General features: G+C 63.6%; 19 protein-coding genes. 11 read left to right on the top strand and 8 right to left on the bottom strand.

What is annotated here, in order from left to right; all coding sequences use genetic code 11:
* The first annotated feature begins 281 nt into the window (after positions 1–281).
* Positions 282–1355 (top strand): 23S rRNA (cytidine(2498)-2'-O)-methyltransferase RlmM, encoded by a 1074-nt coding sequence (gene rlmM / locus R2R70_RS18075; RefSeq protein ID WP_043335379.1) that lies wholly within the window; start codon positions 282–284, stop codon positions 1353–1355.
* A gap of 123 nt (positions 1356–1478) precedes the next feature.
* On the opposite strand, the gene R2R70_RS18070 is transcribed toward rlmM, so the two are convergent.
* The gene (locus tag R2R70_RS18070) at positions 1479–1763 is read right to left on the bottom strand and encodes an antibiotic biosynthesis monooxygenase family protein (protein WP_043335322.1); all 285 of its coding nucleotides are present in this window, start codon (positions 1761–1763) and stop codon (positions 1479–1481) included.
* Positions 1764–1825: 62 nt separating this feature from the next.
* Here R2R70_RS18070 and tusA point away from each other — a divergent pair, with 62 nt between their 5' ends.
* On the top strand, positions 1826–2071 hold the full coding sequence (gene tusA / locus R2R70_RS18065) for a sulfurtransferase TusA (protein WP_131431319.1): 246 nt from the start codon (positions 1826–1828) through the stop codon (positions 2069–2071).
* A gap of 41 nt (positions 2072–2112) precedes the next feature.
* On the opposite strand, the gene R2R70_RS18060 is transcribed toward tusA, so the two are convergent.
* A complete protein-coding gene (locus tag R2R70_RS18060) occupies positions 2113–2847 on the bottom strand; it encodes a hypothetical protein (protein WP_052384769.1) in 735 nt (244 codons plus the stop codon).
* A 317-nt stretch (positions 2848–3164) separates the two neighbouring features.
* Positions 3165–4604, bottom strand: a complete 1440-nt coding sequence (locus R2R70_RS18055; protein ID WP_225348098.1) for an MATE family efflux transporter — start codon at positions 4602–4604, stop codon at positions 3165–3167.
* Positions 4605–4982: 378 nt separating this feature from the next.
* Between R2R70_RS18055 and R2R70_RS18050 the strand changes: the two genes are divergently transcribed.
* The 5 genes from R2R70_RS18050 to R2R70_RS18030 all read left to right on the top strand — a co-directional run bounded on the left by R2R70_RS18050 (position 4983) and on the right by R2R70_RS18030 (position 11337).
* A complete protein-coding gene (locus R2R70_RS18050) occupies positions 4983–5555 on the top strand; it encodes an elongation factor P hydroxylase (RefSeq protein WP_107335481.1) in 573 nt (190 codons plus the stop codon).
* Positions 5556–5791: 236 nt separating this feature from the next.
* Positions 5792–6838, top strand: coding sequence for a Fe(3+) ABC transporter substrate-binding protein (locus tag R2R70_RS18045; protein WP_225347558.1), 1047 nt, complete (start codon positions 5792–5794; stop codon positions 6836–6838).
* Positions 6839–6979: 141 nt separating this feature from the next.
* A complete protein-coding gene (locus R2R70_RS18040) occupies positions 6980–8788 on the top strand; it encodes an ABC transporter permease (protein ID WP_410978659.1) in 1809 nt (602 codons plus the stop codon).
* Positions 8789–8889: 101 nt separating this feature from the next.
* Positions 8890–9438: an HPP family protein gene (locus R2R70_RS18035; RefSeq protein WP_348470601.1), complete on the top strand. Its 549-nt coding sequence runs from the start codon at positions 8890–8892 to the stop codon at positions 9436–9438.
* Between the two features lie 216 nt (positions 9439–9654).
* Positions 9655–11337, top strand: coding sequence for a DEAD/DEAH box helicase (locus tag R2R70_RS18030; protein ID WP_410978658.1), 1683 nt, complete (start codon positions 9655–9657; stop codon positions 11335–11337).
* A gap of 91 nt (positions 11338–11428) precedes the next feature.
* On the opposite strand, the gene R2R70_RS18025 is transcribed toward R2R70_RS18030, so the two are convergent.
* Positions 11429–11995 (bottom strand): hypothetical protein, encoded by a 567-nt coding sequence (locus tag R2R70_RS18025; RefSeq protein WP_225347560.1) that lies wholly within the window; start codon positions 11993–11995, stop codon positions 11429–11431.
* A gap of 48 nt (positions 11996–12043) precedes the next feature.
* The gene (locus tag R2R70_RS18020) at positions 12044–12994 is read right to left on the bottom strand and encodes a TatD family hydrolase (protein ID WP_284892112.1); all 951 of its coding nucleotides are present in this window, start codon (positions 12992–12994) and stop codon (positions 12044–12046) included.
* Positions 12995–13320: 326 nt separating this feature from the next.
* On the opposite strand from R2R70_RS18020, the gene R2R70_RS18015 reads away from it, so the two are divergent.
* The gene (locus R2R70_RS18015; RefSeq protein ID WP_107335478.1) at positions 13321–15258 is read left to right on the top strand and encodes an ATP-binding cassette domain-containing protein; all 1938 of its coding nucleotides are present in this window, start codon (positions 13321–13323) and stop codon (positions 15256–15258) included.
* A 196-nt stretch (positions 15259–15454) separates the two neighbouring features.
* On the opposite strand, the gene R2R70_RS18010 is transcribed toward R2R70_RS18015, so the two are convergent.
* Positions 15455–15907, bottom strand: coding sequence for a universal stress protein (locus R2R70_RS18010; RefSeq protein WP_043335309.1), 453 nt, complete (start codon positions 15905–15907; stop codon positions 15455–15457).
* A 209-nt stretch (positions 15908–16116) separates the two neighbouring features.
* Here R2R70_RS18010 and R2R70_RS18005 point away from each other — a divergent pair, with 209 nt between their 5' ends.
* Entirely contained in the window at positions 16117–16665 is a 549-nt protein-coding gene (locus tag R2R70_RS18005) for a hypothetical protein (RefSeq protein WP_054555152.1), read from the top strand.
* 120 nt (positions 16666–16785) lie between these two features.
* Here R2R70_RS18005 and slyA read toward each other — a convergent pair whose 3' ends face one another.
* Both slyA and R2R70_RS17995 read right to left on the bottom strand, forming a co-directional pair.
* Positions 16786–17232: a transcriptional regulator SlyA gene (gene slyA / locus R2R70_RS18000; RefSeq protein ID WP_284892113.1), complete on the bottom strand. Its 447-nt coding sequence runs from the start codon at positions 17230–17232 to the stop codon at positions 16786–16788.
* 217 nt (positions 17233–17449) lie between these two features.
* Positions 17450–18562: a DUF5924 family protein gene (locus tag R2R70_RS17995; RefSeq protein WP_410978657.1), complete on the bottom strand. Its 1113-nt coding sequence runs from the start codon at positions 18560–18562 to the stop codon at positions 17450–17452.
* 425 nt (positions 18563–18987) lie between these two features.
* On the opposite strand from R2R70_RS17995, the gene fadB reads away from it, so the two are divergent.
* Both fadB and fadA read left to right on the top strand, forming a co-directional pair.
* On the top strand, positions 18988–21138 hold the full coding sequence (gene fadB / locus R2R70_RS17990) for a fatty acid oxidation complex subunit alpha FadB (protein ID WP_410978656.1): 2151 nt from the start codon (positions 18988–18990) through the stop codon (positions 21136–21138).
* A 93-nt stretch (positions 21139–21231) separates the two neighbouring features.
* Positions 21232–22410 (top strand): acetyl-CoA C-acyltransferase FadA, encoded by a 1179-nt coding sequence (gene fadA / locus R2R70_RS17985; RefSeq protein ID WP_043335293.1) that lies wholly within the window; start codon positions 21232–21234, stop codon positions 22408–22410.
* Positions 22411–22545: the final 135 nt, after the last annotated feature.

Raw genomic sequence — 22545 nt, 5'->3', positions numbered from 1 at the left:
TCGGAAGTGAAACCGCTTAGCGCCGATGGTAGTGTGGAGTTTCTCCATGTGAGAGTAGGTCATCGTCAGGCACTTATCCCGAACCGCCCCTGTAGCCTTGCTGCAGGGGCGGTTCTCTTTGTGGTGAGAAAAGTTGCGCAAAGCAAGAGATGTACGCGCTTCGTGAGGCGTCTGCTGCGCCCATGACGACGGCCTGAGCGTTGTCACAGCCCCATCACGTACATGCACGCTTGTAGAAGGCAGCGGCGAGAAGCTAGACTCCCCAGCCTTCTGTATTGGAGATGATGATGCAACCTCAAGAACTGTTGCTGTATTGCCGCCCTGGCTTCGAGGCCGACCTGGCCTCAGAAGTCAGCGAGAAAGCGGCGTATATCGGCACGCCGGGTTATCCGATTGCGGCACGCGACAGTGGCTTCGTGCGTTATGTGGTGACGGGTGATGAGCCCGCCAACGCCCTGCATCGTGACATGCCGCTACAGGCGTTGGTCTTCGCTCGTCAGACACTGGTGGCACTGGAGCCGCTGGTCGGCATGTCGCGGGAGAATCGTGTCTCGCCGATTCTGCAGCAGGTGGTCGACGCCGGCTGGAGCTTCGAGGAGATCCGCCACGAGATGCCGGATACCAATGATGGCAAGGCGCTGTCGGGGCTGGGCAAGGCCGTCGGCCGTCCGCTGGAGTCCGCGCTCAAGAAGCGGGGCGCCCTGCGCCGCAAGGCCGGTGGTCGGGCGTTGCATGTCTTCTGGACGGATGGCGATGAAGTCCAGCTGGGCATGAGCTTCCCGGGCAACCGCAGCGAATATGCCAATGGCATTCGTCATCTGCGTTCGCCGAGTCGTGCGCCCAGCCGCTCCACGCTCAAGCTGGAAGAGGCGTGGCACGAATTCGTGCCGCGCGATCAGTGGGAGCGTCGCATCGCCACTGGCATGCAGGCAGCGGATCTTGGTGCCGCCCCGGGTGGCTGGACCTTCCAGCTGGTCGAGAAGGGCATGTTCGTGTTCGCGATCGACAATGGCCCGATGAACAAGGACCTGATGGCGACAGGGCAGGTCGAGCATCTCAAGGAAGATGGCTTCACCTGGGAGCCACCGCTGCGCCTGGATTGGCTGGTCTGCGATATCGTCGACAAGCCGATTCGTGTGACCGAGATGGTCGAGCGCTGGCTGAAGAAGCGCTGGTGCAACGAGGCCGTCTTCAACCTCAAGCTGCCGATGAAGCAGCGCTGGAAGGAAGTCTCTCGCTGCCTCGACTATCTGGCCGCCAGTCTCGAGCGCTCCAACGTCGGTGCCGAGATTCGCTGTCGTCATCTGTATCACGACCGTGAAGAGGTCACTGTGCACGTGCGCATCACGCACTGATTGGCTGTTGCTCAATCAGCATGCACGAGTGGCACATGCCCCATACAAGAACCCCACGGCCTGCCCAGGCCGTGGGGTTCTTATATGGGGCGCCTGATGCCTTCGCTCGCCGGAGAGGCGCGCTCAGGTATGTTCCAGCAGGATTATCCGCTCCGGTTGGGATAGCATGGGCGCCAGGCGCGCCATCATGCGATCTCTGGCCGGACTGACCGACCATTCCTGCCACGCTCGCGCATCGCGCCATGAGGTGATCAGGATGCGGTGACCCGCGCGGCCGGTTTCCATCAGATTCTCGCCCGAGATGAAGCCCGGGACATGCGTGGCCTCGCGTACGACTTCACGCGAGGCCTGTTCGTAATCCTGTTCCAGTCCCGGCATGATATGCCGTTCGATCAGAACCTTGATCATGCCTGTCTCCCCTTTTTTGTACGTGCCGCCAGCCAGGGCGGCAGGATTGTCAGGAGTCTTCGATGACCGATATCACATTGCCCGAGGCCGATGCCGAGCTGGAAACCAGTGGCCTGTATTGCCCGGAACCCATCATGATGCTGCACAACAAGGTGCGTGAGCTTGCCTCGGGTGATCTGTTGCGGGTAGTGGCGACCGACCCGGCCACCACCCGTGATGTGCCCAAGTTCTGCGCCTTTCTCGGCCACACCCTGGAACTGAGACACGAGACACCGGAACAGTTCCTGTATTACATCCGCATCAGTTGAGCCCCAACCGCAGCCGCTGAGTCGCTGGCCATGACTGGCCCTCAGGCTTCGCGGTCATGGACCTCGACGCAGACCTGGTCGCTCTCGCCAGTCATCATCAGCGCGAGAGCCTCCAGCGTCGCCGGGTCCTGCTCGCGAATCTGATTGGCGATGGCGCGCTGGAAGAAATAGACCACATCATGCCGGCTGCGCCCCGGGTACAGGCAGTCGTCGCCGGCCAGCACCGGTGTCTGGGTGACGCGAGCCTCATCGACCAGCAAGGCCTCGATGTTGCCATCGCTGTAGAGACGCCAACCGAAGACCTGCTTGAGCTGCCACTGTGTCTCGCCGTTGGTCATGCACAGTGCATGGGTACCCAGCGTGTCCGGCAGTTGCTGCAGCAGTGTCGTCTTATCCGAGACTTCATAGTCGTAATAAGCCGCGGCATGTTCGAGCTCGAACACCTTGTGGTCAGGCGCCAGCATGAAGACTTCGTCGGTTTCCGGGTCGCGATAGCCGACGAAGTGCCCCTGCTGGGGGTCTTCCAGCTCGTGGCAGGGCATCAGCCCCTCCATCCACGGCACCATGCCGACGACTTCACCATCCTCGCGCAGCCCCCAGGCCAGCACCGGAATGCTGTAATAGCTGTCCGGATCGCTGTCGAGCTGATAGAGCATTTCCAACCCGTCGTGTTCCGGTGCCAGCCGGAGAATACGACGTCGTGCACGCATCCTGTCACGCATGACACTCAGGTCGATGACCTTGGCGGAGCGGGGGGAAGATACTGGTACGCCCATGACGAACCCTCCTCAGCAGCTTGTCGATCGTCCTCGGCGTGTGCTGGTGCGTTCTCTCGCTTCTGCCATGTGTGTCGTCAGCGAGAGAGCACTGCCTTGAATAACCATTAGCACAGCCAGAGCCCTGACGGTAACCCCTCCTTGGACGAAATGACCGTCTATCAGCTTTTTCGTGTTTAAACGCAAAAGCCCCGCGTCACCCTATCGGGTGTCGCGGGGCTTGCTCCTCAAGGCGTTTCAGGCAGCTGTCAGCCCAGCATCCCGGCCGAGCTTCCTGTTGGAATGCAGGCTGAGATGCAGGCGCTATCCGCCAGGCATCACTGGCTCGCCAATGCCTCGTCACGCACGCCACGGCGCGCGATGATCCACAGGCGCCAGCCAAGCAGCAGCGCCGCCACGGTCAGGCCGGCCACCATGCCGATCCAGTAGCCATAGACGCCCATCTGCTCGATCGGCCAGGGCGAGATCGGGAAGGCTTCACTGCCGACACCCAGCAGGTGTCCGCCTCCCAGCCCGACCACCCAGTAGGCGAACATGGTGATCAGCATGATGATGCGTGTGTCCTTGAAGCCGCGCAGTGCGCCTGCCATGGCGACCTGCAGGGAATCCGAGACCTGATAGAGCATCGCCAGGGTGATCAGCGACATGGCCAGGGCCTGGACCTTGAGGTTGCTGGTGTAGAGCGCCACGGCCGGCTCGGCCAGTACCCAGATCACGATGTCATTCACCAGCGCCACCACCAGCGAGAAGGCCACGCCATTCCAGGCCACGAAACGTGCTTCGCGCATGTCGCCACGGCCGATGGTGTGGCCGACGCGCACGGTCAGGGCCATCGCCATCGACAGCGGCAGCATGAACAGCAGCGAGGTGAAGTTGAGCGCGACCTGGTGGGCCGCGACCTTGATCTCGCCGAAGCTGGCCACGAACAGGGCGATGACCGTGAACAGCGTGACCTCGAAGAAGATCGCGATCCCGATCGGCAGGCCGACCTTGAGCAGTTCGCCCATCTGCTTGAAGTGGGGGGCGCTGGGCTGACACCACAGCGCCACGGCGCGATACGCGCTGCTGTAACGCGTGTAGGCGAACATGCTCAGGCACATGATCCACATCGCCAGGCCGGTGGCGATACCGCAGCCGGCGGCGCCCATGGCCGGAATGTCGCCCAACAGTCCCGGCAAGGTGATCCCCAGCAGGTCATCCACGCCTGCAGACCCGTAGATCAGCACGTAATTGAGCGGGATGTTCGATATCAGGCCGATCAGGCTGATGATCAGTGCCGGGCGGGTATGGTTCATGCCGTCCGAGTAGGCGCGCAGGACCTGATAGAAGGCGGCACCCGGCATGCCCCAGGCGATGGCCATCAGGTAGAGGGTCGCCTGCTCGGCCACGGCCTCAGGCACCTCCATCAGGGTGAAGATCGGCGCGGCCAGATACCACAGCGCAAGCCCGGACAGGCTGCCGAGCACCAGCGAGATCCACAGCGATTGATGCACGTTGCCACGCACCTCACCGCTGCGATTGCCCCCCATCAATTGCGCGACCACCGGCGTCAGGCCCATCAGGGTGCCCGCCATCAGCAGCAGCAGAGGCACCCACAGGCTTGAGCCCACCGACACGGCTGCCAGGTCCGTGGCCGAGGAGCGCCCCGTCATCAACACGTCCACGGCACTCATGCCTGCCTGAGCCAGCTGCGCGCCACAGATCGGCAGCGCCAGGGTCAGCAGGCGTGAGGTTTCCGCTCTGACGCGGGGAATCAGTGGCGGAGGCGGAGAACCGGGGGCCGTCTGAGGCTTGGAGGGGGGGGATGAATCGGCGGGGGGCACGGCAGGCTCCTGCTAGTAATCGAGAATCATTCTTGCTTGGCGCGCCATCCTAGCAGATAAGCAGGTTTCATGAACGCAAGCTGATGAATTATCACGGCTGTGAGCGACACTGTCAGCTGAAATGACGCGCTATACGCTAGCCACGTACAATGAGCCATCCGACAGAGCAGGTTTTCCTGTCGCCATCGAATGCCCACACACTGCCAGCGCTTGCCGAGAATTGCCGTGTCGTCCCATGAGTCCCTACCTGCCGTCCTTTCCTCTGATTCCGCCTGCGGGAGCCCCCGTCGTGCGCATGACCTCGCCACCTTGATGGCGTTGTTCGACGGCCTGTTCGGCGACACCTTCAACACCTTGCTGCGCTGTGATCCCGAAGAGCCGCTGTACCTTCCGGCCGGCATGCAGGGGGAAGGCAGGCATGTCCCGGAATCAGAGCTTGGCTATCACCGCATCTATCTGGCACGTGGCTTCTTTTCCAGCGCGCTGCATGAGATCAGTCATTGGTGCATCGCAGGCGCCAGACGGCGGCTCGAGGAAGATTACGGCTACTGGTATGCGCCGGATGGCCGCGACGCCGAGCAGCAGCGCGCCTTCGAGAGTGTCGAGGTCGCGCCGCAAGCGTTGGAGCTGCTGTTTCACCGGGCGGTGGGCAAGCCGTTTCATGTCAGCGTCGACAATCTTGAGCTGGAGGTGGATCGAGACGCCTTCGCGCAACGTGTGATGCAGCGCGCTGCCGATGTCGAGCAGCGCGGCCTGCCCGCCCGCGCCGCTGCCTTCCGCCACGCACTCGCCGGTGTCTGGCAGCAGGGGATGCCGCTTGAGCAGGCCATCGCCCATGCCAGGCCCCTGTTGCCTGCGGTGGGGGAGGACGGCCGGCTGGCGTGATGCCTTGTCTGAGCATGCCAGGCGGCAGTGGCGTCGCCCGCTGGGCTTGCCTCCCGGAACTCGCCTACCTGAGCCGGATTGCATTATCTGCAAATCAGCGTTGCACTCACGTTGCAGGTGTCAGGGCTTTGTGATTAGAATGATTCGCATTGACACAATGGTTCCGCTTTTACTGACCTGCAGGTCTGCTCATAGCAGTCCTCGTCAGGGCAGGACACCTTGAACAGGGGTATTCGATGACTGCTGTATCCATGATTTCTGCATCCTCCGCTCGCAAGCTGTTGTTGAGTGCGCTGGTCGGCGTGACGGCTGTCACGGCCATGCCGGCGCAAGCCCAGGAAGAGGTGAACGTCTACTCCTATCGTCAGGCCTATCTGATCGAGCCGTTCCTCAAGGAGTTCACCGAGGAGACCGGCGTCAAGGTCAACGTGGTATTCGCCAAGCAGGGTCTGGCCGAGCGTCTCAAGCGTGAGGGTCGCAACACGCCGGCTGACGTCCTGCTGACGGTGGATATCGGTCGCCTGCAGGAGCTGGTCGACGAAGAGCTGGTCAAGAGCGTCAATGACGACGTCATCGAAGCCAACCTGCCCGAGCAGTATCACGGTCCTGACAACCAGTGGTTCGGTATCACCACCCGTGCACGCGTGCTCTACACCAGCGTCGAGCGCCTCGAGGCCGGTCAGGTCGCAAGCTATGACGACCTGGCGGACCCGAGCCTCAAGGGCCGTGTCTGTTCACGTGCCGGGGATCACCCCTACAACGTGGCGTTGATCGCCTCGCGTATCGCCCACAACGGCGAAGAAGCAACCCGCGAATGGCTGGAAGGCTTCAAGGACAACCTGGCGCGCAAGCCGCAGGGCGGGGACCGCGATCAGATCAAGGCGATTCGTGACAACGTCTGTGACGTGGCCATCGGCAACAGCTACTACTACGGCAAGATGCTCGACAACGACGAGCAGCGTCCGTGGGCCGAGAAGGCACGCATCGAGTTCCCGGACCAGAACGGTGTCGGTACGCACATGAACATCTCCGGCATGGCGATGACCAAGTACGCGCCGCACGAAGAGAATGCGCTCAAGCTGATGCGCTTCTTGACCGAGAAGACCGCCCAGCACATGTATGCCGAGGTCAATTTCGAGTATCCGGCCAACCCGGCTGCCGAAAGCTCGGAGCTGCTGACGTCCTGGGGCGAGTTCAAGCAGGATGACCTCTCGCTGACCGAGGTCGCCAAATACCGCAAGCGTGCTGCTCAGATGGTCAATGAAGTCGGCTTCAACCAGTAACGGCACTCACCGCTGGCGTAAGCCATCGGGTGGGATGTCATGAACGAAGAGGGGCTGTCGCGATGCGACAGCCCCTCTTCGTTTGAGTGAACAATGTAAAATAGACGCAATTGCAGTTGGCAGGTCAGTGAGGAAGAACAGATGACGCAAGGCAAGCGGCTGTTGGCAAAGCGAGGTGCGAGCCTTGAAGAGGAAGCCTGCACGGCAACCAGCGCGACGGAGCTCGCCCTGGAGCGCGCGACTCACAGCACGTCAGGCGCCGAAGACGCGGCGATAAGACGCCGTCAGCGGCGCCTGGGCACGCACATGGGGTGGTTCGCGACGGCCTGGGGGGTCGCCGCGCTGGTGGTGATGCCGGTGCTGGCCGTCATCTGGCTGGCGTTGTTCGGCGATGATGGCAGTGATCAGGCCGGTGACGGCATCTGGCCGCACCTCGTCTCCACCGTGCTGCCTGACTACGTCATGACGAGTCTGGCGCTGGTGGCCGGCGTGGCGGTGCTCAGCGGCAGCATGGGCGTAGTGTCGGCGTGGCTGACCACCATGTATCAGTTCCCGCTGCGGCGCACCTTCGAGTGGTCATTGCTGCTGCCGTTTGCGATTCCCGCCAACGTCATCGCCTACATCTACACCGATGTCTTCGAGTATGCCGGGCCTTTCCAGGGCGCGCTGCGTGCGCTGTTCGGTTGGGACTCGCCGCAGGATTACTACTTCCCCGAGATACGCAGTCTGGGCGGCGCCATCCTGATGCTGTCGCTGGTGCTGTTTCCGTATGTCTTCATGCTGGCGCGCTCGGCATTTCTCGATCAATCACCGTCACTGCGCGATGCCAGCCGCACCCTGGGCTGCAATGGCTGGCAGAGCTTCTGGCGCGTGGCGTTGCCCAGTGCACGCCCGGCGATCGCCGTCGGTCTGGCGCTGGCGATGATGGAGGCGCTCAACGACTTCGGCACCGTCGATTACTTCGCGGTGCGTTCGCTGACTGCCGGTATCTTCAATGTGTGGCTCAACATGGGCAGCCTGCGGGGCGCGGCCCAGATCGCGCTGTGTCTGATGATCTTCGTGGTCACGCTGATCTGGCTGGAACGGCATGCCCGGCGCCGGCAGCGTCAGTTCGGCAAGGGCGATCGCTATCGTCGCTATCGTCGTCCGACCCTGCATGGCTGGCGCGCCGGACTGGCGACACTGGCCTGCCTGCTGCCGCTGCTGTTCGGCTTCCTGTTGCCGGTGGGCCTGCTGACGCGGCATGCCATTCGCTACTTCGAGGAGTCGTGGACGCCGGACTTCGCCGGTTACGCGCTCAATAGCCTGATGCTGTCGGTGAGTGCTGCCGTGTTGACGCTGATCATCGGGGTGCTGCTGGCCTACGCCAAGCGGCTGGATCGCACCGCCAGCGTACAGCAGGCGCTCAAGCTCTCGAGTCTCGGTTATGCCATGCCGGGCGCCGTGCTGGGGCTGGGCGTGCTGGTGCCGCTGTCCGGTTTCGACAATGCGCTGGACAGCTTCCTGCGCGCCAACTTCGGGTTCTCCAGCGGTCTGCTGCTGACGGGGGCGATGGGCGCGATCATCATCGCCTATGTGGTGCGCTTCCTCGCCATCGCCGCGGGCTCCATCGAATCGAGCCTCGACAAGGTCACGCCCTCGATGGACATGGCGGCGCGCTCGCTGGGCGAGAATACCTTCTCGACACTGCGCCGGGTGCACCTGCCCTTGATCCGCCCCGGCTTGCTGACCGCGGCGCTGGTGGTGTTCGTCGATGCCATGAAGGAGCTGCCGGCCACCTTGCTGCTGCGGCCCTTCAACTTCGACACGCTCGCCACCCACGTCTATCAGTACGCTTCGGATGAAATGCTCGAGCAGGCGGCGTTGCCGGCGCTGGTGATCGTGGTGGTCGGCATCCTGCCGGTGATCGTGATCTCGCGCACCATCGTGGCCTCGCGCAGCGAGTCATGATGAAGACAGCGTCGGCATCAGCTTATTGCCAAACGGGAGTTGTTCCTCGTGTGGAGATCGCCTAGGGTGCAGCGCTCGACACTGACAGGACAACGCCGGAGATGGTTCGCACGATGCTCAAGCCTTACGTAGCCAAGATGCGTGGTGGCCCCCTGAAGCGGGGCAGGCCGCATGTTGCCGATGCCCTGTGGTCATGGCTCGGGGCCTTTCTGGGCATGGCGCTGATCGGCTGGCTGTCCTCGCACTATCTGGCGGTCAGCTCGCTGTTGCTGGTGGGGTCCTTCGGCGCGACCTCGGTGCTGCTCTACGGCGCGCCGCACAGTCCGCTGGCCCAGCCGCGCAATGTACTGGGCGGCAACATGCTGTCGGCACTGGTCGGTGTCGCCTGCTATCACTGGCTGGGCGATGGCTGGCTGGCGGCGGCCATGGCGGTCTCGGTGGCACTGCTGGTCATGCAGTTGACGCACACCCTGCACCCGCCGGGCGGCGCCACGGCCTTGATCGCGGTGATCGGCGGTCAGCCGCTGCACGAGCTGGGCTACTGGTACGCCCTGTTGCCGGTGGGGCTTGGCTGCTTGGCGATGCTGGTGCTGGCGGTGTTGATCAACAATCTGGCGCGTCATCGCCGCTATCCGCTGCACTGGCATTGAACCCATCGGATGCGCGCTTCTGCAGGCGACGGCGGAAGATGGTAGACTGGGCTATCGCCTGACGCGAGCGACTGGCAGCAGCCGGATGAGGTCCCTCTGACCGACTCTTTCTTCTCTGCGCCTGATACGCCTCGCTCCCTCTCCCGGCACGTGCCCGGCCAGGCGCCATTCCTTAATGATCGACCAGCACGTGGCCGGTCAGCCGAAGAGATATTGATGACTGAGACTACTGCCAATTCCGTCCCGGCGTTTGCCTCCCTGGGGCTGTCCGCTCCTGTCCTGAAAGCGATCGCCGAGATGGGCTATTCCACGCCGTCTCCCGTCCAGGCAGGTGCGATTCCTGCCGTGCTGGAAGGCCGTGATGTGATGGCTGCCGCGCGCACCGGTACCGGCAAGACTGCCGGTTTCGCCCTGCCGCTGGTCGAGCGCCTCTCGCAGAGCGCTCCCGCGGGTGCCCGCAAGATCAAGGCCTTGATCGTCACGCCTACGCGTGAACTGGCCGCGCAGATCGACGAGAACGTCACTGCCTATTCCCGTCACCTGAAGCTGCGCAATGCCGTGGTATTCGGTGGCGTGAAGATCAACCCGCAGATCAGCCGCCTGTCCTCTGGCGTCGAGATCCTGACCGCCACGCCGGGCCGTCTGCTGGACCTGCACTCCCAGAAGGCCATCGACTTCTCCGATCTCGAGACGCTGGTGCTGGATGAAGCGGACCGCATGCTGGACATGGGCTTCATCCACGACATCCGTCGTCTGCTCAAGCTGCTGCCGACCAAGCGTCAGACGCTGCTGTTCTCCGCGACCTTCTCCGATGAGATTCGCGGCATGGCCAACAAGCTGCTGAATGACCCGGTGGCGGTGGAAGCCAGCCCGCGCAACACCACGGCCGAGAAGGTCGAGCAGCATATCCACACCGTGGAGAAGAGCCACAAGCCTTCACTGCTCAAGCACCTGATTATCAAGGAAAACTGGCACCAGGTGCTGGTCTTCACCCGTACCAAGCACGGTGCCAACCGTCTGGCGACCAAGCTCGAGAAGTCCGGCATCAGTGCTGCGGCGATTCATGGCAACAAGAGCCAGAATGCGCGTACCAAGGCACTGGCCGGCTTCAAGAACGGCGAAGTGCGCGTGCTGGTCGCGACGGACATCGCGGCGCGTGGTCTGGATATCGAGCAGTTGCCGCAGGTCGTGAACTACGAACTGCCCAACGTGCCGGAAGACTACGTGCACCGTATCGGGCGTACCGGCCGTGCCGGCGCCAGTGGGCGTGCCATCTCGCTGGTCTCCAGCGATGAGCGCAAGGAACTCGGCGGCATCGAGCGTCTGCTCAAGGGCAAGCTCAAGCGCGTCGAAGTGGAAGGTTTCGTGCCGGAAGTCGATGTCGAGCCGGAACGTGAGCCGCGTCAGCCGCGTGGTGGTCAGCGCTCGGGTGGCCAGCGTACTGGCGGCAAGCCTGCCGCTGAAGGCCGTGGCAATGGCGGCCAGCGCTCTGGCGGCGCGCGCTCTGAAGGTCAGCGCTCTGGCGGCCAGCGTACTGGCAGCAAGCCTGCCGGTGAAGGCCGTGGCAATGGCGGCCAGCGCACTGGCGGCAAGCCTGCTGGTGAAGGTCGTGGCAATGGCGGCCAGCGCTCTGAAGGTCAGCGTTCTGGCGGCGCGCGCTCGGGCGGCCAGCGCACTGGTGGTCAGCCTCAGCAGACCGCACGTGTCGATGATGACAACCGCGGCAACCGTGCACCGGTGCAGCGTGAAGTTGATGGCAATCGCGTCGCGCCGCAGCCGGAGGTGAACGGCAACCGTGCGCCGAATGCGCCGAGCAATGATGAGCGTCCGCGTCGCCGCTCACGTGGTGGTCGCAACCGCTCCAGCGGTGGCAACGGTGGTGGCCGCTCCAACGGCTGAGCCGCGCCGTAGAGGCCAAGGCTTGAACGCAAACGCCCCGACAACCTTGCGGTTGTCGGGGCGTTTGCGTGTCAGGAGCAGGAGCGTCTGATCAGACGTCTTCTTCCCAGTCGATCTCGTAATCCGGGCCAGTGCCCTGGATGTCTTGCTCGCCACGCACGCCATCACCGCGCAGGCGGGTATGGATGGCCAGCATCACCAGCACCTCGTTGTCCGGGCGGAAGGGCTGCAGGCCCTGTTCGAACAGCATGTTGTTGCGCTCGCGCGCCCAGTCACCCGGGGCAAGCTCGGGGTAGAGGCCTTCCGCCGGCGCGAACTCGATGAAGGGGTCCATATTGTAGGCGTCGAACAGGCGGGCCAGTGCCTGCTCATCATCCATGACGCCGGTGGTATAGAGCGTGGTCTGGTAGTAGTCCTGCTCCAGCTCCTTGAGCACATCGAGGGGGCTGACGCCGAAGCTGCGCAGGTCGTCCAGGCTGTAGTCGCCCAGCTCCAGCATCTCGCCATCCAGCCATTCGTCATCCGGCTGGATCAGCACATGCTTCATCTGGCCATCGGGCAGTGCCCAGGCGATGGCCAGCGGCAGACTGGAGTCCTCGCCGGTCTCGACGGCGATGAAGGCGGGGAAGTCCCCTGTTTCGGGTTCATATTCGTGCATGGTGATGTCCAGAGCAGGGAAGCGTGCAGGGAAAGTCGTTGATGCCGATTACAGGCGGAAGAAGCGTGTGGCAGTGGCGGTGGTGGCCTCTGCGAGTTCTTCCATGTCGATACCGCGCAGCGCCGCGACCTCCGCCATGATCCACACCAGCAGTGAGGGTTCATGACGCCGCCCCTTGAGCTTGGCGGGCAGATTGCGCGGCACCAGATAGGGGCAATCGGTTTCCAGCATCAGGCGTTCGAGGGGAATCTCGCGGCACAGGCTGCGCAGGTGTTCGCCTCGGCGCTCATCACACAGCCAGCCGGTCAGACCGATGTGCAGGTCGAGATCGAGATAGCCGTAGAGCGTCTCGCGCTCACCGGTGAAACAGTGCACGACGGCGTGACTGATATCGTCGCGCCAGTGCTTGAGCATCTCGAGCATCTGGCGACCGGCGTCACGTTCATGCAGAAACAGCGGCAGGCCTGTCTCGGCGGCCAGCGTCAGCTGCGCTTCGAACGCTCGGGCCTGTTCGGCGGGCGTCGAGAAGTTGCGATTGAAATCGAGGCCACATTCCCCCACCGCGACCACCTCTGGCTGCGTCAGTAATTCCCGGATGCCGCGTTCGACGCCGTCGTTCCACTGGCTGGCATCATGCGGATGCACACCGGCGGTGGCAGAAAGGCCACGATAGCGTGCCGCCAGCGCCTGGGCCTCACGCGAGCCATCCAGGCTGGTGCCGGTCAGGATCTGCTGGCTGACGCCCGCCGCGCGTGCTCGCAGCAAGGTGCCCTCGATGTCGCGCGCGTAGCTCTCATGCGTCAGGTTGACGCCGATGTCGACCAGCGCAGAGGGGCTGGCGAAACGCAGCTCCGGTGCCAGCAGCGTCAGCGCGGCCGCGATATCGGCCTCGCCGAGTTCAAGGTCGTCACACAAGGCGGCAAGCGTCTCGTCGGACAGCCGCTCGCTATCATAGTAGGGCAGGGAGGCAGGATCGGCATGCGGGGGAAGCGCGGACATCGGACACCCTTGGGATCGCGGGGAGGGAGAAGACACGTGACAGCGCAAGGCTGGGCAACAGCCCGTCGGCCTGGCACTCGATAGCGCTGCATGCCAGGCGGGCCTTGGCAGTGCAGGGCACGTGACGTGATTTCAAGCGGTCGGCCATTCTACCCAAGGCGCCGGCGTCTTTCAGCCCTTGCGGCGTCTTCCATCGCCTGCACGCTGCGCCTCGGGTAGAATGGCAGCATTCTCCGGCGCGCGTCGCTGGCGGCGGCCTGTCCGCCTGACTCCCACTTCCTCCGTGGCCTTCCCGGCCGTGGACCCGTCACGAGTTGCTGCTGCACATGGCATTGTTACGACTGGAAAATCTTCAGCTGGCCTATGGCCATCACGTCTTGCTCAACGGGGCGGACCTTGTCGTCGAGCGCGGCGAGCGTCTGGCGCTCGTCGGCCGCAACGGCACCGGCAAGTCGACCCTGCTCAAGCTGATCACCGGCGAATTCCAGGCCGATGCCGGTGAGCTGTGGAAGGCGCCGGGCCTCAAGATCGGCGTGCTCTCGCAGGACCTGCCGGCCGCCGAAGGACGCACCATCTTCGATATCGTCGCTGAAGGCCTGCCGAAGGCGGGCGCGCTGCTGGCGGAGTACCATCACCTGATCAGCGACCCCGAGCCGGACCTCAAGCGTCTCGAGCATGTGCAGGTCGCGCTGGAAAGCGTCGATGGCTGGCAGTTCCAGCAGCGTATCGATACCGTGCTGACCCGCCTGGGCCTGCCGGAAGACACCATGATGGAAGACCTGTCCGGCGGCTGGCGCCGTCGTGTCGCACTGGCGCGTGCGCTGGTGTCCGACCCGGACCTGCTGCTGCTCGATGAGCCGACCAACCATCTGGATCTCGATACCATCGCCTGGCTGGAAGAGCAGGTCGCGGCCTTCTCCGGCGCCGTGCTGTTCATCACCCACGACAGGGCCTTCCTGAAGCGCCTCGCGACCCAGATTCTGGAGCTGGACCGCGGCCGTCTCGGGCGTTATCCGGGCGATTACGCGGCCTACCAGGCTCAGAAGCAGCACGAGATGGATGTCGAGGCCAAGGAGAACTCCGAGTTCGACAAGAAACTGGCCCAGGAAGAGACCTGGATCCGCCAGGGGGTCAAGGCGCGTCGTACCCGCAATGAAGGCCGTGTGCGTGCGCTGGAGAAGATGCGTGCCGAGCGTGGCCAGCGGCGTGAAGTGCAGGGCCGTGCGCGTATCGCCGTCGACTCCGCCGAGCGCAGCGGCAAGCGGGTGGTGGAGCTGGAGAACGTCAGCTATCGCTACGACGAGGCGCAGGAGCAGTGGGTCATCCGTGACTTGAGCGTCGAGATCCAGCGCGGTGACAAGGTCGGCCTGCTGGGACGCAACGGCGCGGGCAAGACCACGCTGCTGCACATCCTGCTCGGTCAGCTGGAAGCCAGCGAAGGCAAGCGCATCGAAGGCACCAAGCTGCAGATCGCCTACTTCGATCAGCTGCGCAAGGGCCTCGACATGGAAGCCACCGTCTACGACAACGTGGCGCGCGGCAGCGACCGTGTCACGGTCGGCGGGCGTGACATGCACGTGATGAGCTACCTGCAGAACTTCCTGTTCACGCCGGACCGCGCGCGTCAGCCGGTACGTTCGCTGTCAGGGGGCGAGTCCAACCGCCTGCTGCTGGCACGTCTGTTCACCATGCCGGCCAACGTGCTGGTGCTCGATGAGCCGACCAACGACCTGGATGTCGAGACGCTGGAGCTGCTCGAGGAGCTGTTGCTCGACTTCGACGGCACCGTGCTGCTGGTTTCCCACGACCGTGCCTTCATGGACAACGTGGTCACCAACATCCTCGCCTTCGAGGGCGACGGGGTCGTCAAGCCGTATGTCGGGGGCTACAGCGACTGGATACGTCAGGGCGGGCATCTGCCGCCGGCGCCGTGGGAAGTCGAGCGTGAGCGTGAGGAAAAGCACCGTCGTGATGCCCAGGCAGAAGACGAGCGCCGCAAGCGTGAGGCCGCCCAGGCGCAGCAGGCCAACAAGAAGGTCAAGCTGCCCTACAAGTTCCAGCGCGAGCTGGACCTGATTCCGGCGACCATCGAGAAGCTGGAAGCGGAGATCGCGACGCTGGAAGCCGAGATCGCGGCGCCGGAGTTCTACACCGGGGATGCCAAGGCGGTGAAGAACACGCTGGAGAAGCTCAGCCACAAGCAGCAGGTGCTGGAAGAGACGATGGAACGCTGGATGGAGCTTGAGGCCATGCAGGAAGGCTGAAGCCGCAAGGGACGGTCGTGAGCACGTACGGTCATGAACTACGGTCATGAGTGACGATGCTTGATGACCGTGCGGTGCAGAAAGTCCGTCAGCTGAACACACAAGAGGGCTGCCCATGGGCAGCCCTCTTGTCGTCCCTCATAGGTCATCGACGTGAGGTGTCGTCTGGCATGAGGTGTCGGCTAGCCGGCCGCCATCATTCCTCGCTGTCATCCGCGCCGACGCGCACCGCCAGTACGTCACACTGGGCACCGTGCAGGACACCCGTGGAGGTGGAGCCCAGCAGCAGCGCAAAGCCATGTCGACCATGCGAGCCGACCACGATCAGGTCCACGTCGTGTTCGGCCGCGAAGCGATGAATCTCGCTGTCCGGCATGCCGACCACCACGTACTGGTCTTCGGCGGCGATATCATGAGGGGAGGCGATCTCGCCAAGCCGTTCACGGGCGTGGGAATCCAGCTGGTCCTGGATGCTGGTCAGGTCCATCGGGATATCACCGCCATAGGCAAAACCCAGCGGTTCCAGCGTATGGATGATGGAAATCTTGGCGCCGTTGCGCTTGGCGATCGGCAGGGCCCGCTCCAGCACCAGATGGGAATCCTTGGTCAGGTCGACAGCGACCAGTACATGCTTGTATTCGTTGCTCATCCTGAGATCCTCCCGCAGAGGTTGGCCATTCGAGTGGCGTCGTGCACCTGCTTCCATGCTAGGCTTGCCGCCCCCTTGAACACAATGACTTACATCAACGTAATGGCAGTGCGTGATACGCAACACTGCGGGGCTGCTTAGCCTATATTGCGCTTTCACGCCATGTCCTGCTTGATGAAACCCTTGAATAGACAACCGTTGGATAGACGATGACGACTGCGCTGATCATCATTTTTGTCGTGCTGGCGATGCTGTCGCCGCTGACCTGGCTACGCCCCAGCAAACGCGAGACGCGCACTTCACTGGTCCGCAAGGCGGTGATCGCCGATGGCATGCGGGTGGATCTCAAGGCGCCGGCGCTTTCTGACGCGCCCAAGGGCATCGTCGGTTACCGCCGCCCCTGGCCGACCGAGCGCGATGTCACGCCCTTCATTCTGGTGCAGGATGAATGGGCCAGTGATGCCCTGCGTGAAGCGGTGCCGGGCTATCGCTGGCGCGAAGAGAGTCGCCTGGCGGATGACCCTGATGTCGCCGCGGCCTTGCTGCGCTTCACGCGCACGCTGCCGGAGGATGCCCTGATGCTGGAGTCGTCGCTCTCCGGTCTGACGCTGTGGTGGGGCGAGAGTCTGGATGTGGAGAGCTGCCACGACTGGCGGCGCGAATTCGAGGCCTTGCATGCGTTGTTGATCGACAAGGCGCCTATCTCGCACAAGCGTCGACCGCTGGTGGGCACCGAGCCGAAGATGCCGGACGCCTGACACGCGCAGCCTGCCTGCAGAAAAAAGCCCCCATCGAGTCACTCGATGGGGGCTTTTTCATGTCTCGCTTGCGCTCATGTCCTGCTGGCGCGGCTGGCCATTTCCGCTCGGCGTGTAGGCTCAGGCGCTCTCCGGCACCTTCTCGGAGATTTCCAGGCCATTGCGTTCCATGACGCGCAGGCATTCACAGAATTGATCGACCTGCGTTTCGCTCAGGCCCTCGAGCATCTCGATACGAGTCTGCTCGGCGATGGCATCGATCTTCTCGATCAGTGGCAGCGCCTTGCGGGTCAGGAAGATGCGCTTGGTGCGGCGGTCTTCCTCACAGGCGCGGCGCTCGACCAGGCCCTGCTCGGTCAGTTGGTCCAGGGTGCGAACCAGCGACGGGGCTTCGATACCGATGGAGCGAGCCAGATCACATTGGGGCTGACCATCGCCCATGCGCCACAGGTGTACCAGCGTCATCCAGCGAGTCTGGGTCAGCCCTAGTGGGGACAGTCGCTGGTCCAGAATGGCGCGCCACAGGCGCGGCAGGCGGGAAAGCTTGAGTCCGATATCTTCATGCATGGATAGGTCGTCCGCTGAGTGCAAATGTGAAGGGGCTTTTGTCATTGGCGCGCGTCCAGCATCACTCAAACCTGAATGAGACTGATTCCTTGTGCGCGCCGCCTTTCACATCAGCATGCTAGGCAGTCTGGATAATTACAAGCCTGCGAACGAATTTTACGTCCAAGGTCGAGTAACTCAGCGTTCCCGCTTGTGGAGCGACTCATGATGACGACTGTCACAAACCCGGAATCAGGTTGGTGATACGCCAGCCGGGGATGCCGGGCGGCTGGCTGATGGTGCTGTCGGCCAGGGTGGCCTGCTGCGGATCATCGCTGACCACGAAGCGCAGACTGCCGATGCGCTGTCCGTTCATCGTCTCGACATCGATGCGCCACTCGCCCTCGCTGCCCTGCGGGAAGGCGGTCTTGTGCGTCCAGGCGCGGTAGCCTTCGCTGCGCCCGCCATTGATGTTCAGGGCGATGCGATCGACGACTTCGCCGTCATGACGCCAGACGTGATAGACCTTCTCCGACAGGCCGCGCGGCGCGCGGATGGCCGTGAAGGCGTAGAGGCCACGGGCGGAGAGCTGCGCAGGCGTCAGCTGCATCTCGCCACGCGGTGCGCGCGCCGCGGTATCGAAGTTCGGCGACAGGCTGCTGGCATTGATCCACAGCGTGGCGGGCGGAATCCAGGCGCGTGCCCCCCATGCGCCTACCCCGAGCATCACGCTGATGCCGATCATCGCCAGACCGCCGACCACCCCACGCGCGATGCGCAGGTTGGCGACGCTGGGCAGCGCGAACAGGCTCATGGCGGCACAGGCGGCCAGCAGGCTCTCACCCGTGGTCAGTTCCAGCAGCAGGGGCAGGGTGACCAGTACCACCACGAACACGCACAGAGCGTGGAAGCCGAAGTACAGCCAGCGATGGCGCTCGGCCAGCCGGTAGTAGAAGGGATCGAGAATCGACAGCAGGGTCGCGCCGCACAGCAGCAGCGTGAAGCCCGCCTGGCCGCTGGCCCAGTCGGTGGTCGCCAGGAAGAACGGCAAGGTGAAACACAGTGTCTCCTGCTGGATCAGCTGAGCCACGAAGGTCGCCAGCTTGCGGGGCAGGGCATTCTGGCCGCGATGGCGGCGCAGACGGCTCCACAGGCCTTCGGCGATCAGGATCAACCAGGCCAGCATCATGCCCAGCGCCAGCATGCCGCCCAGCCATTGCTGACGATTGACGAGGAAGAAACTGCAGATGCCGGCGGCGAAGCCGATGGGCGGCCATAGCCAGTGCCAGCGCTTGGTGCGTTCGACAAGGCCGGTCAGGCGCAGATACAGGGCGGTGAGAGTGCTGCTCATGAAAGCATGATATCGATGAGGCCTTTGAAAGCCTGCTGGCGCGCGAGGAGGTGTCGCGGCCAGCCTGCGGGTTGGGAAAGCGTTCAGGGTAACGCGGCTGCCTTGTGCGGTGTAGCGTCGATCTTTGCCTACATCGGCTGTCGATGGCGTGCGCCAGTCAGCCCGGGCCAGTATACAGACGCCCCGTGACCCCCGACCTTTCGCTAATGTCCGCAGGCTTGATCTTTGCCCGTCACTGGCCCAAGCTGGCTGTATTCAAACGCTTGTATGAAGCGCTGTGATGAGAGATGACTCTCGCGCGGTGCCTCTGCCAGCGGCGAGTCCGGCGAGGCCGGTTGCCAGCGCCCTCATGGCCAACGCCAAATGGCAGTGACCCTCGAGCGCCCGGCAGCCCCTTCACCTCTTTCTCTTGTGGAGATCCGTGGATGATCTATTCAGGCAAAACGCTAACCGTCGAGGCCAATCAGGACGCCATCGCCCTGTTGACCCTCGATCTTGAAGGCGAATCGGTCAACAAGCTGGCCAGCTACGTACTCAAGGAGCTGGGAGAGGCGGTCGAGGCCATCAAGGCGACGGCCGATCTCAAAGGGCTGGTCATCCGCTCCGCCAAGGAAGCGTTCGTGGTCGGTGCCGATATCACCGAGTTCCATCAGATGTTCGAGAAGGATGAAGCCTTCCTCATCGACATGAACATGAACATCCATGGCATCTTCAATGCCATCGAGGACCTGCCATTCCCCACCGTCACTGCCATCAATGGGCTGGCGCTGGGCGGCGGCTGCGAGATCACCCTGACCACCGATTTCCGGGTCATGGCCGACAGCGCCAGGATCGGCCTGCCGGAAACCAAGCTCGGCATCATCCCGGGCTGGGCGGGCTGTGTACGACTGCCGAAGCTGATCGGGGCGGACAACGCCATCGAGTGGATCTGTGGTGGCACCGAGAACCGTGCCGACAAGGCGCTGGCAGTGGGCGCCGTCGATGCCGTCCTGCCGGTGGCCGAGCTGGATGCGGCGGCACTCGACATTCTGGCGCGTGCCAATGCCGGCGAGCTGGACTATCAGGCGCGTCGTCTCGAGAAGACCTCGCCGCTCAAGCTCAATGCCATCGAGCAGATGATGGCCTTCGAGACCGCCAAGGGCTTCGTGGCCGGCAAGGCCGGTCCGCACTATCCGGCGCCGGTGGAGGCCATCAAGGTCATCCAGAAGGGCGCGGGGGAATCGCGTGAGCGCGCCCAGGCCATCGAGGCCAAGACCTTCGCCAAGATGGCGCTGACCGACGTGGCCTTCAATCTGGTCGGCCTGTTCATGAACGATCAGGTGGTCAAGAAGAAGGCCAAGGGCTACGAGAAGCAGGCCAGTGAGATCAAGCAGGCCGCCGTGCTGGGGGCCGGCATCATGGGCGGCGGCATCGCCTATCAGAGCGCCAGCAAGGGCACGCCGATCCTGATGAAGGACATCAACGGCGAGGCCATCGAACTGGGCCTGAAGGAGGCTCGCAAGCTGTTCGGCAAGGGCGTCGAGCGCGGCAAGCTGACCACCGAGAAGATGGCGCAGGGCCTGTCCAACATCCGCCCGACGCTGTCCTACGGTGACTTCGGCAATGTGGACCTGGTCGTCGAGGCGGTGGTCGAGAATCCCAAGGTCAAGGCCTCGGTGCTGGCCGAGCTCGAGGACAACGTCGCCGAGGACGCCATCCTGACCTCCAACACCTCGACCATCTCCATCACGCGGCTGGCCGAGTCGCTCAAGCGTCCCGAGAACTTCTGCGGCATGCACTTCTTCAACCCGGTGCACCGCATGCCGCTGGTCGAGGTCATCCGTGGCGAGAAGTCCAGCGATGCGGCCATCGCCGCGACCGTCGCCTATGCCCGCCAGATGGGCAAGACGCCGATCGTCGTCAACGACTGCCCGGGCTTTCTGGTCAACCGCGTGCTGTTCCCCTACTTCGGTGGCTTCAGCCTGCTGGTCGAGAAGGGCGCCGACTATCAGCGCGTCGACAAGGTGATGGAGAAGTTCGGCTGGCCGATGGGCCCGGCCTACCTGCTGGATGTGGTCGGCATGGATACCGCGGTGCACGCCAATGCCGTGATGGCGGAAGGCTTCCCGGACCGCATGGCGCGAGACGGCAAGACCGCCATCCAGGTGATGTACGACAACCAGCGCCTCGGCCAGAAGAACGATCTGGGCTTCTACCGCTACGAGGAAGACCGCAAGGGCAAGCCGAAGAAGCTGGCGGATGATGAGGCTCAGGCGCTGGTGGCACAGGTCGTCAGCGAGACGCGCGAGTTCTCCGATGAAGACATCATCGCGCGCATGATGGTGCCGCTGTGCATGGAAACCATCCGCTGCCTGGAAGACGACATCGTCGGCAGCCCGGCCGAGGCCGACATGGCCTTGATCTACGGCATCGGTTTCCCGCCGTTCCGTGGTGGCGCGCTGCGCTATGTCGATGCCATGGGCGTGGCCGAGTTCGTCGCGCTGGCCGACAGCCTGGCCGATGAGCTGGGGCCGCTGTATCGCCCGACCGAGGCGCTGCGCGAGCGCGCCAAGCGTGGCGAAGCCTTCTACTCCTGAGCCTTTGATGGCTGAGCGCCCGAGTGGCCGCCAGCACTATCCGACCAGAATTTTCGGCCCTCGCGACAGCGAGGGCCATGAGGGAGCCAGACAATGAATCTGAATCCGAGAGATGTGGTAATCGTCGATGGCGTGCGTACCGCCATGGCCAAGGCCAAGAATGGCGCCTTCCGACACGTGCGTGCCGAGAATCTGTCCGCCGCGGTGATGCAGGCGCTGTTCGATCGCAATCCCGGCCTGGTGCCGGCCGAGGTCGACGACATCATCTGGGGCTGCGTCAACCAGACCCTGGAGCAGTCCATGAACATCGCGCGCAACGCCGCCATCATGACCGGCATTCCGCGCACCGTGCCGGCGCAGACGGTCAACCGCCTGTGTGGTTCCTCGATGAGCGCCCTGCATATCGCCACCGCCAACATCAAGGCCGGCATGGGCGACTTCTATATCATCGGCGGTGTCGAGCACATGGAGCACGTGCCGATGGCACACGGGGTCGACGTCAACCCGGCGGCCAGCAAGCACGCGGCCAAGGCGGCGATGATGATGGGCCTGACCGCGGAACTGCTCGGCAAGATGCATGGCGTGAGTCGTGAGCAGCAGGATGAGTTCGGCGTGCGCTCTCACCAGCGTGCCCAGGCCGCCGCCGATGAAGGCCGCTTCGATGACGAGATCATCGGCGTCGAGGGCCATGATGCCGAGGGGCGTCGCGTGATGGTGACTCGCGATGAGGTCATCCGTGGCGATGCCAGCATGGAATCCATGGGCAACCTCAAGCCGGTATTTGATCCCAAGGGCGGCAGCGTGACGGCGGGCACCTCTTCCGCGCTGTCGGTGGGTGCCTCGGGCATGGCGGTGATGAGTGCCGAGCGCGCCGAAGCGCTGGGCCTCAAGCCCATCGCTCGTGTGCTGTCCACTGGTGTGGCAGGCTGTGACGCCTCCATCATGGGCTACGGGCCGGTGCCGGCCTCCAAGCAGGCGCTCAAGGCGGCAGGCCTGACTATCGAGGACATCCAGACCGTCGAACTGAATGAGGCCTTCGCGGCGCAGTCGATTCCGGTACTCAAGGACCTTGGCCTGCTGGAGCGTGTCGATACGGCGGTCAACCTCAACGGCGGCGCCATCGCGCTGGGCCACCCGCTGGGTTGCTCCGGTTCGCGTATTTGCACCACGTTGCTCAACGTCATGAAGCAGCAGAACACGCGCCTGGGCCTGGCGACCATGTGCATCGGCATGGGCCAGGGCGTCGCGACCGTGTTCGAGCGCCTCGACTGAACGTCAGCGCCTTCGGTCAGCGTCTTCGATAAGCGATCAGGCCTCGCCTGATACCTCAAGCGGCATGTCTTCGGACATGCCGCTTTTTCGTCGGCAGGCTTTTGTCTGGAAACGCGAAGGGCGGCGCAGTATCGT

Origin of the sequence: Cobetia sp. SIMBA_158, assembly GCF_046566945.1 — a bacterium.
Taxonomy (GTDB): Bacteria; Pseudomonadota; Gammaproteobacteria; order Pseudomonadales; family Halomonadaceae; genus Cobetia; species Cobetia amphilecti.
This window is presented reverse-complemented; position numbering and strand designations above follow the sequence as displayed.

Bases quoted from the DNA above. Each gene is read 5' to 3' on its own strand.
- R2R70_RS18040 (WP_410978659.1), top strand. From the start codon at position 6,980: ATGACGCAAGGCAAGCGGCTGTTGGCAAAGCGAGGTGCGAGCCTTGAA.
- R2R70_RS18030 (WP_410978658.1), top strand. From the start codon at position 9,655: ATGACTGAGACTACTGCCAATTCCGTCCCGGCGTTTGCCTCCCTGGGG.
- R2R70_RS18045 (WP_225347558.1), top strand. From the start codon at position 5,792: ATGACTGCTGTATCCATGATTTCTGCATCCTCCGCTCGCAAGCTGTTG.
- R2R70_RS18035 (WP_348470601.1), top strand. From the start codon at position 8,890: ATGGTTCGCACGATGCTCAAGCCTTACGTAGCCAAGATGCGTGGTGGC.
- R2R70_RS18025 (WP_225347560.1), bottom strand. From the start codon at position 11,995: ATGCACGAATATGAACCCGAAACAGGGGACTTCCCCGCCTTCATCGCC.
- R2R70_RS18015 (WP_107335478.1), top strand. From the start codon at position 13,321: ATGGCATTGTTACGACTGGAAAATCTTCAGCTGGCCTATGGCCATCAC.
- fadA (WP_043335293.1), top strand. From the start codon at position 21,232: ATGAATCTGAATCCGAGAGATGTGGTAATCGTCGATGGCGTGCGTACC.
- tusA (WP_131431319.1), top strand. From the start codon at position 1,826: ATGACCGATATCACATTGCCCGAGGCCGATGCCGAGCTGGAAACCAGT.
- R2R70_RS18005 (WP_054555152.1), top strand. From the start codon at position 16,117: ATGACGACTGCGCTGATCATCATTTTTGTCGTGCTGGCGATGCTGTCG.
- R2R70_RS18010 (WP_043335309.1), bottom strand. From the start codon at position 15,907: ATGAGCAACGAATACAAGCATGTACTGGTCGCTGTCGACCTGACCAAG.
- R2R70_RS17995 (WP_410978657.1), bottom strand. From the start codon at position 18,562: ATGAGCAGCACTCTCACCGCCCTGTATCTGCGCCTGACCGGCCTTGTC.
- R2R70_RS18070 (WP_043335322.1), bottom strand. From the start codon at position 1,763: ATGATCAAGGTTCTGATCGAACGGCATATCATGCCGGGACTGGAACAG.
- slyA (WP_284892113.1), bottom strand. From the start codon at position 17,232: ATGCATGAAGATATCGGACTCAAGCTTTCCCGCCTGCCGCGCCTGTGG.
- R2R70_RS18060 (WP_052384769.1), bottom strand. From the start codon at position 2,847: ATGGGCGTACCAGTATCTTCCCCCCGCTCCGCCAAGGTCATCGACCTG.
- R2R70_RS18050 (WP_107335481.1), top strand. From the start codon at position 4,983: ATGGCGTTGTTCGACGGCCTGTTCGGCGACACCTTCAACACCTTGCTG.
- R2R70_RS18020 (WP_284892112.1), bottom strand. From the start codon at position 12,994: ATGTCCGCGCTTCCCCCGCATGCCGATCCTGCCTCCCTGCCCTACTAT.
- rlmM (WP_043335379.1), top strand. From the start codon at position 282: ATGATGATGCAACCTCAAGAACTGTTGCTGTATTGCCGCCCTGGCTTC.
- fadB (WP_410978656.1), top strand. From the start codon at position 18,988: ATGATCTATTCAGGCAAAACGCTAACCGTCGAGGCCAATCAGGACGCC.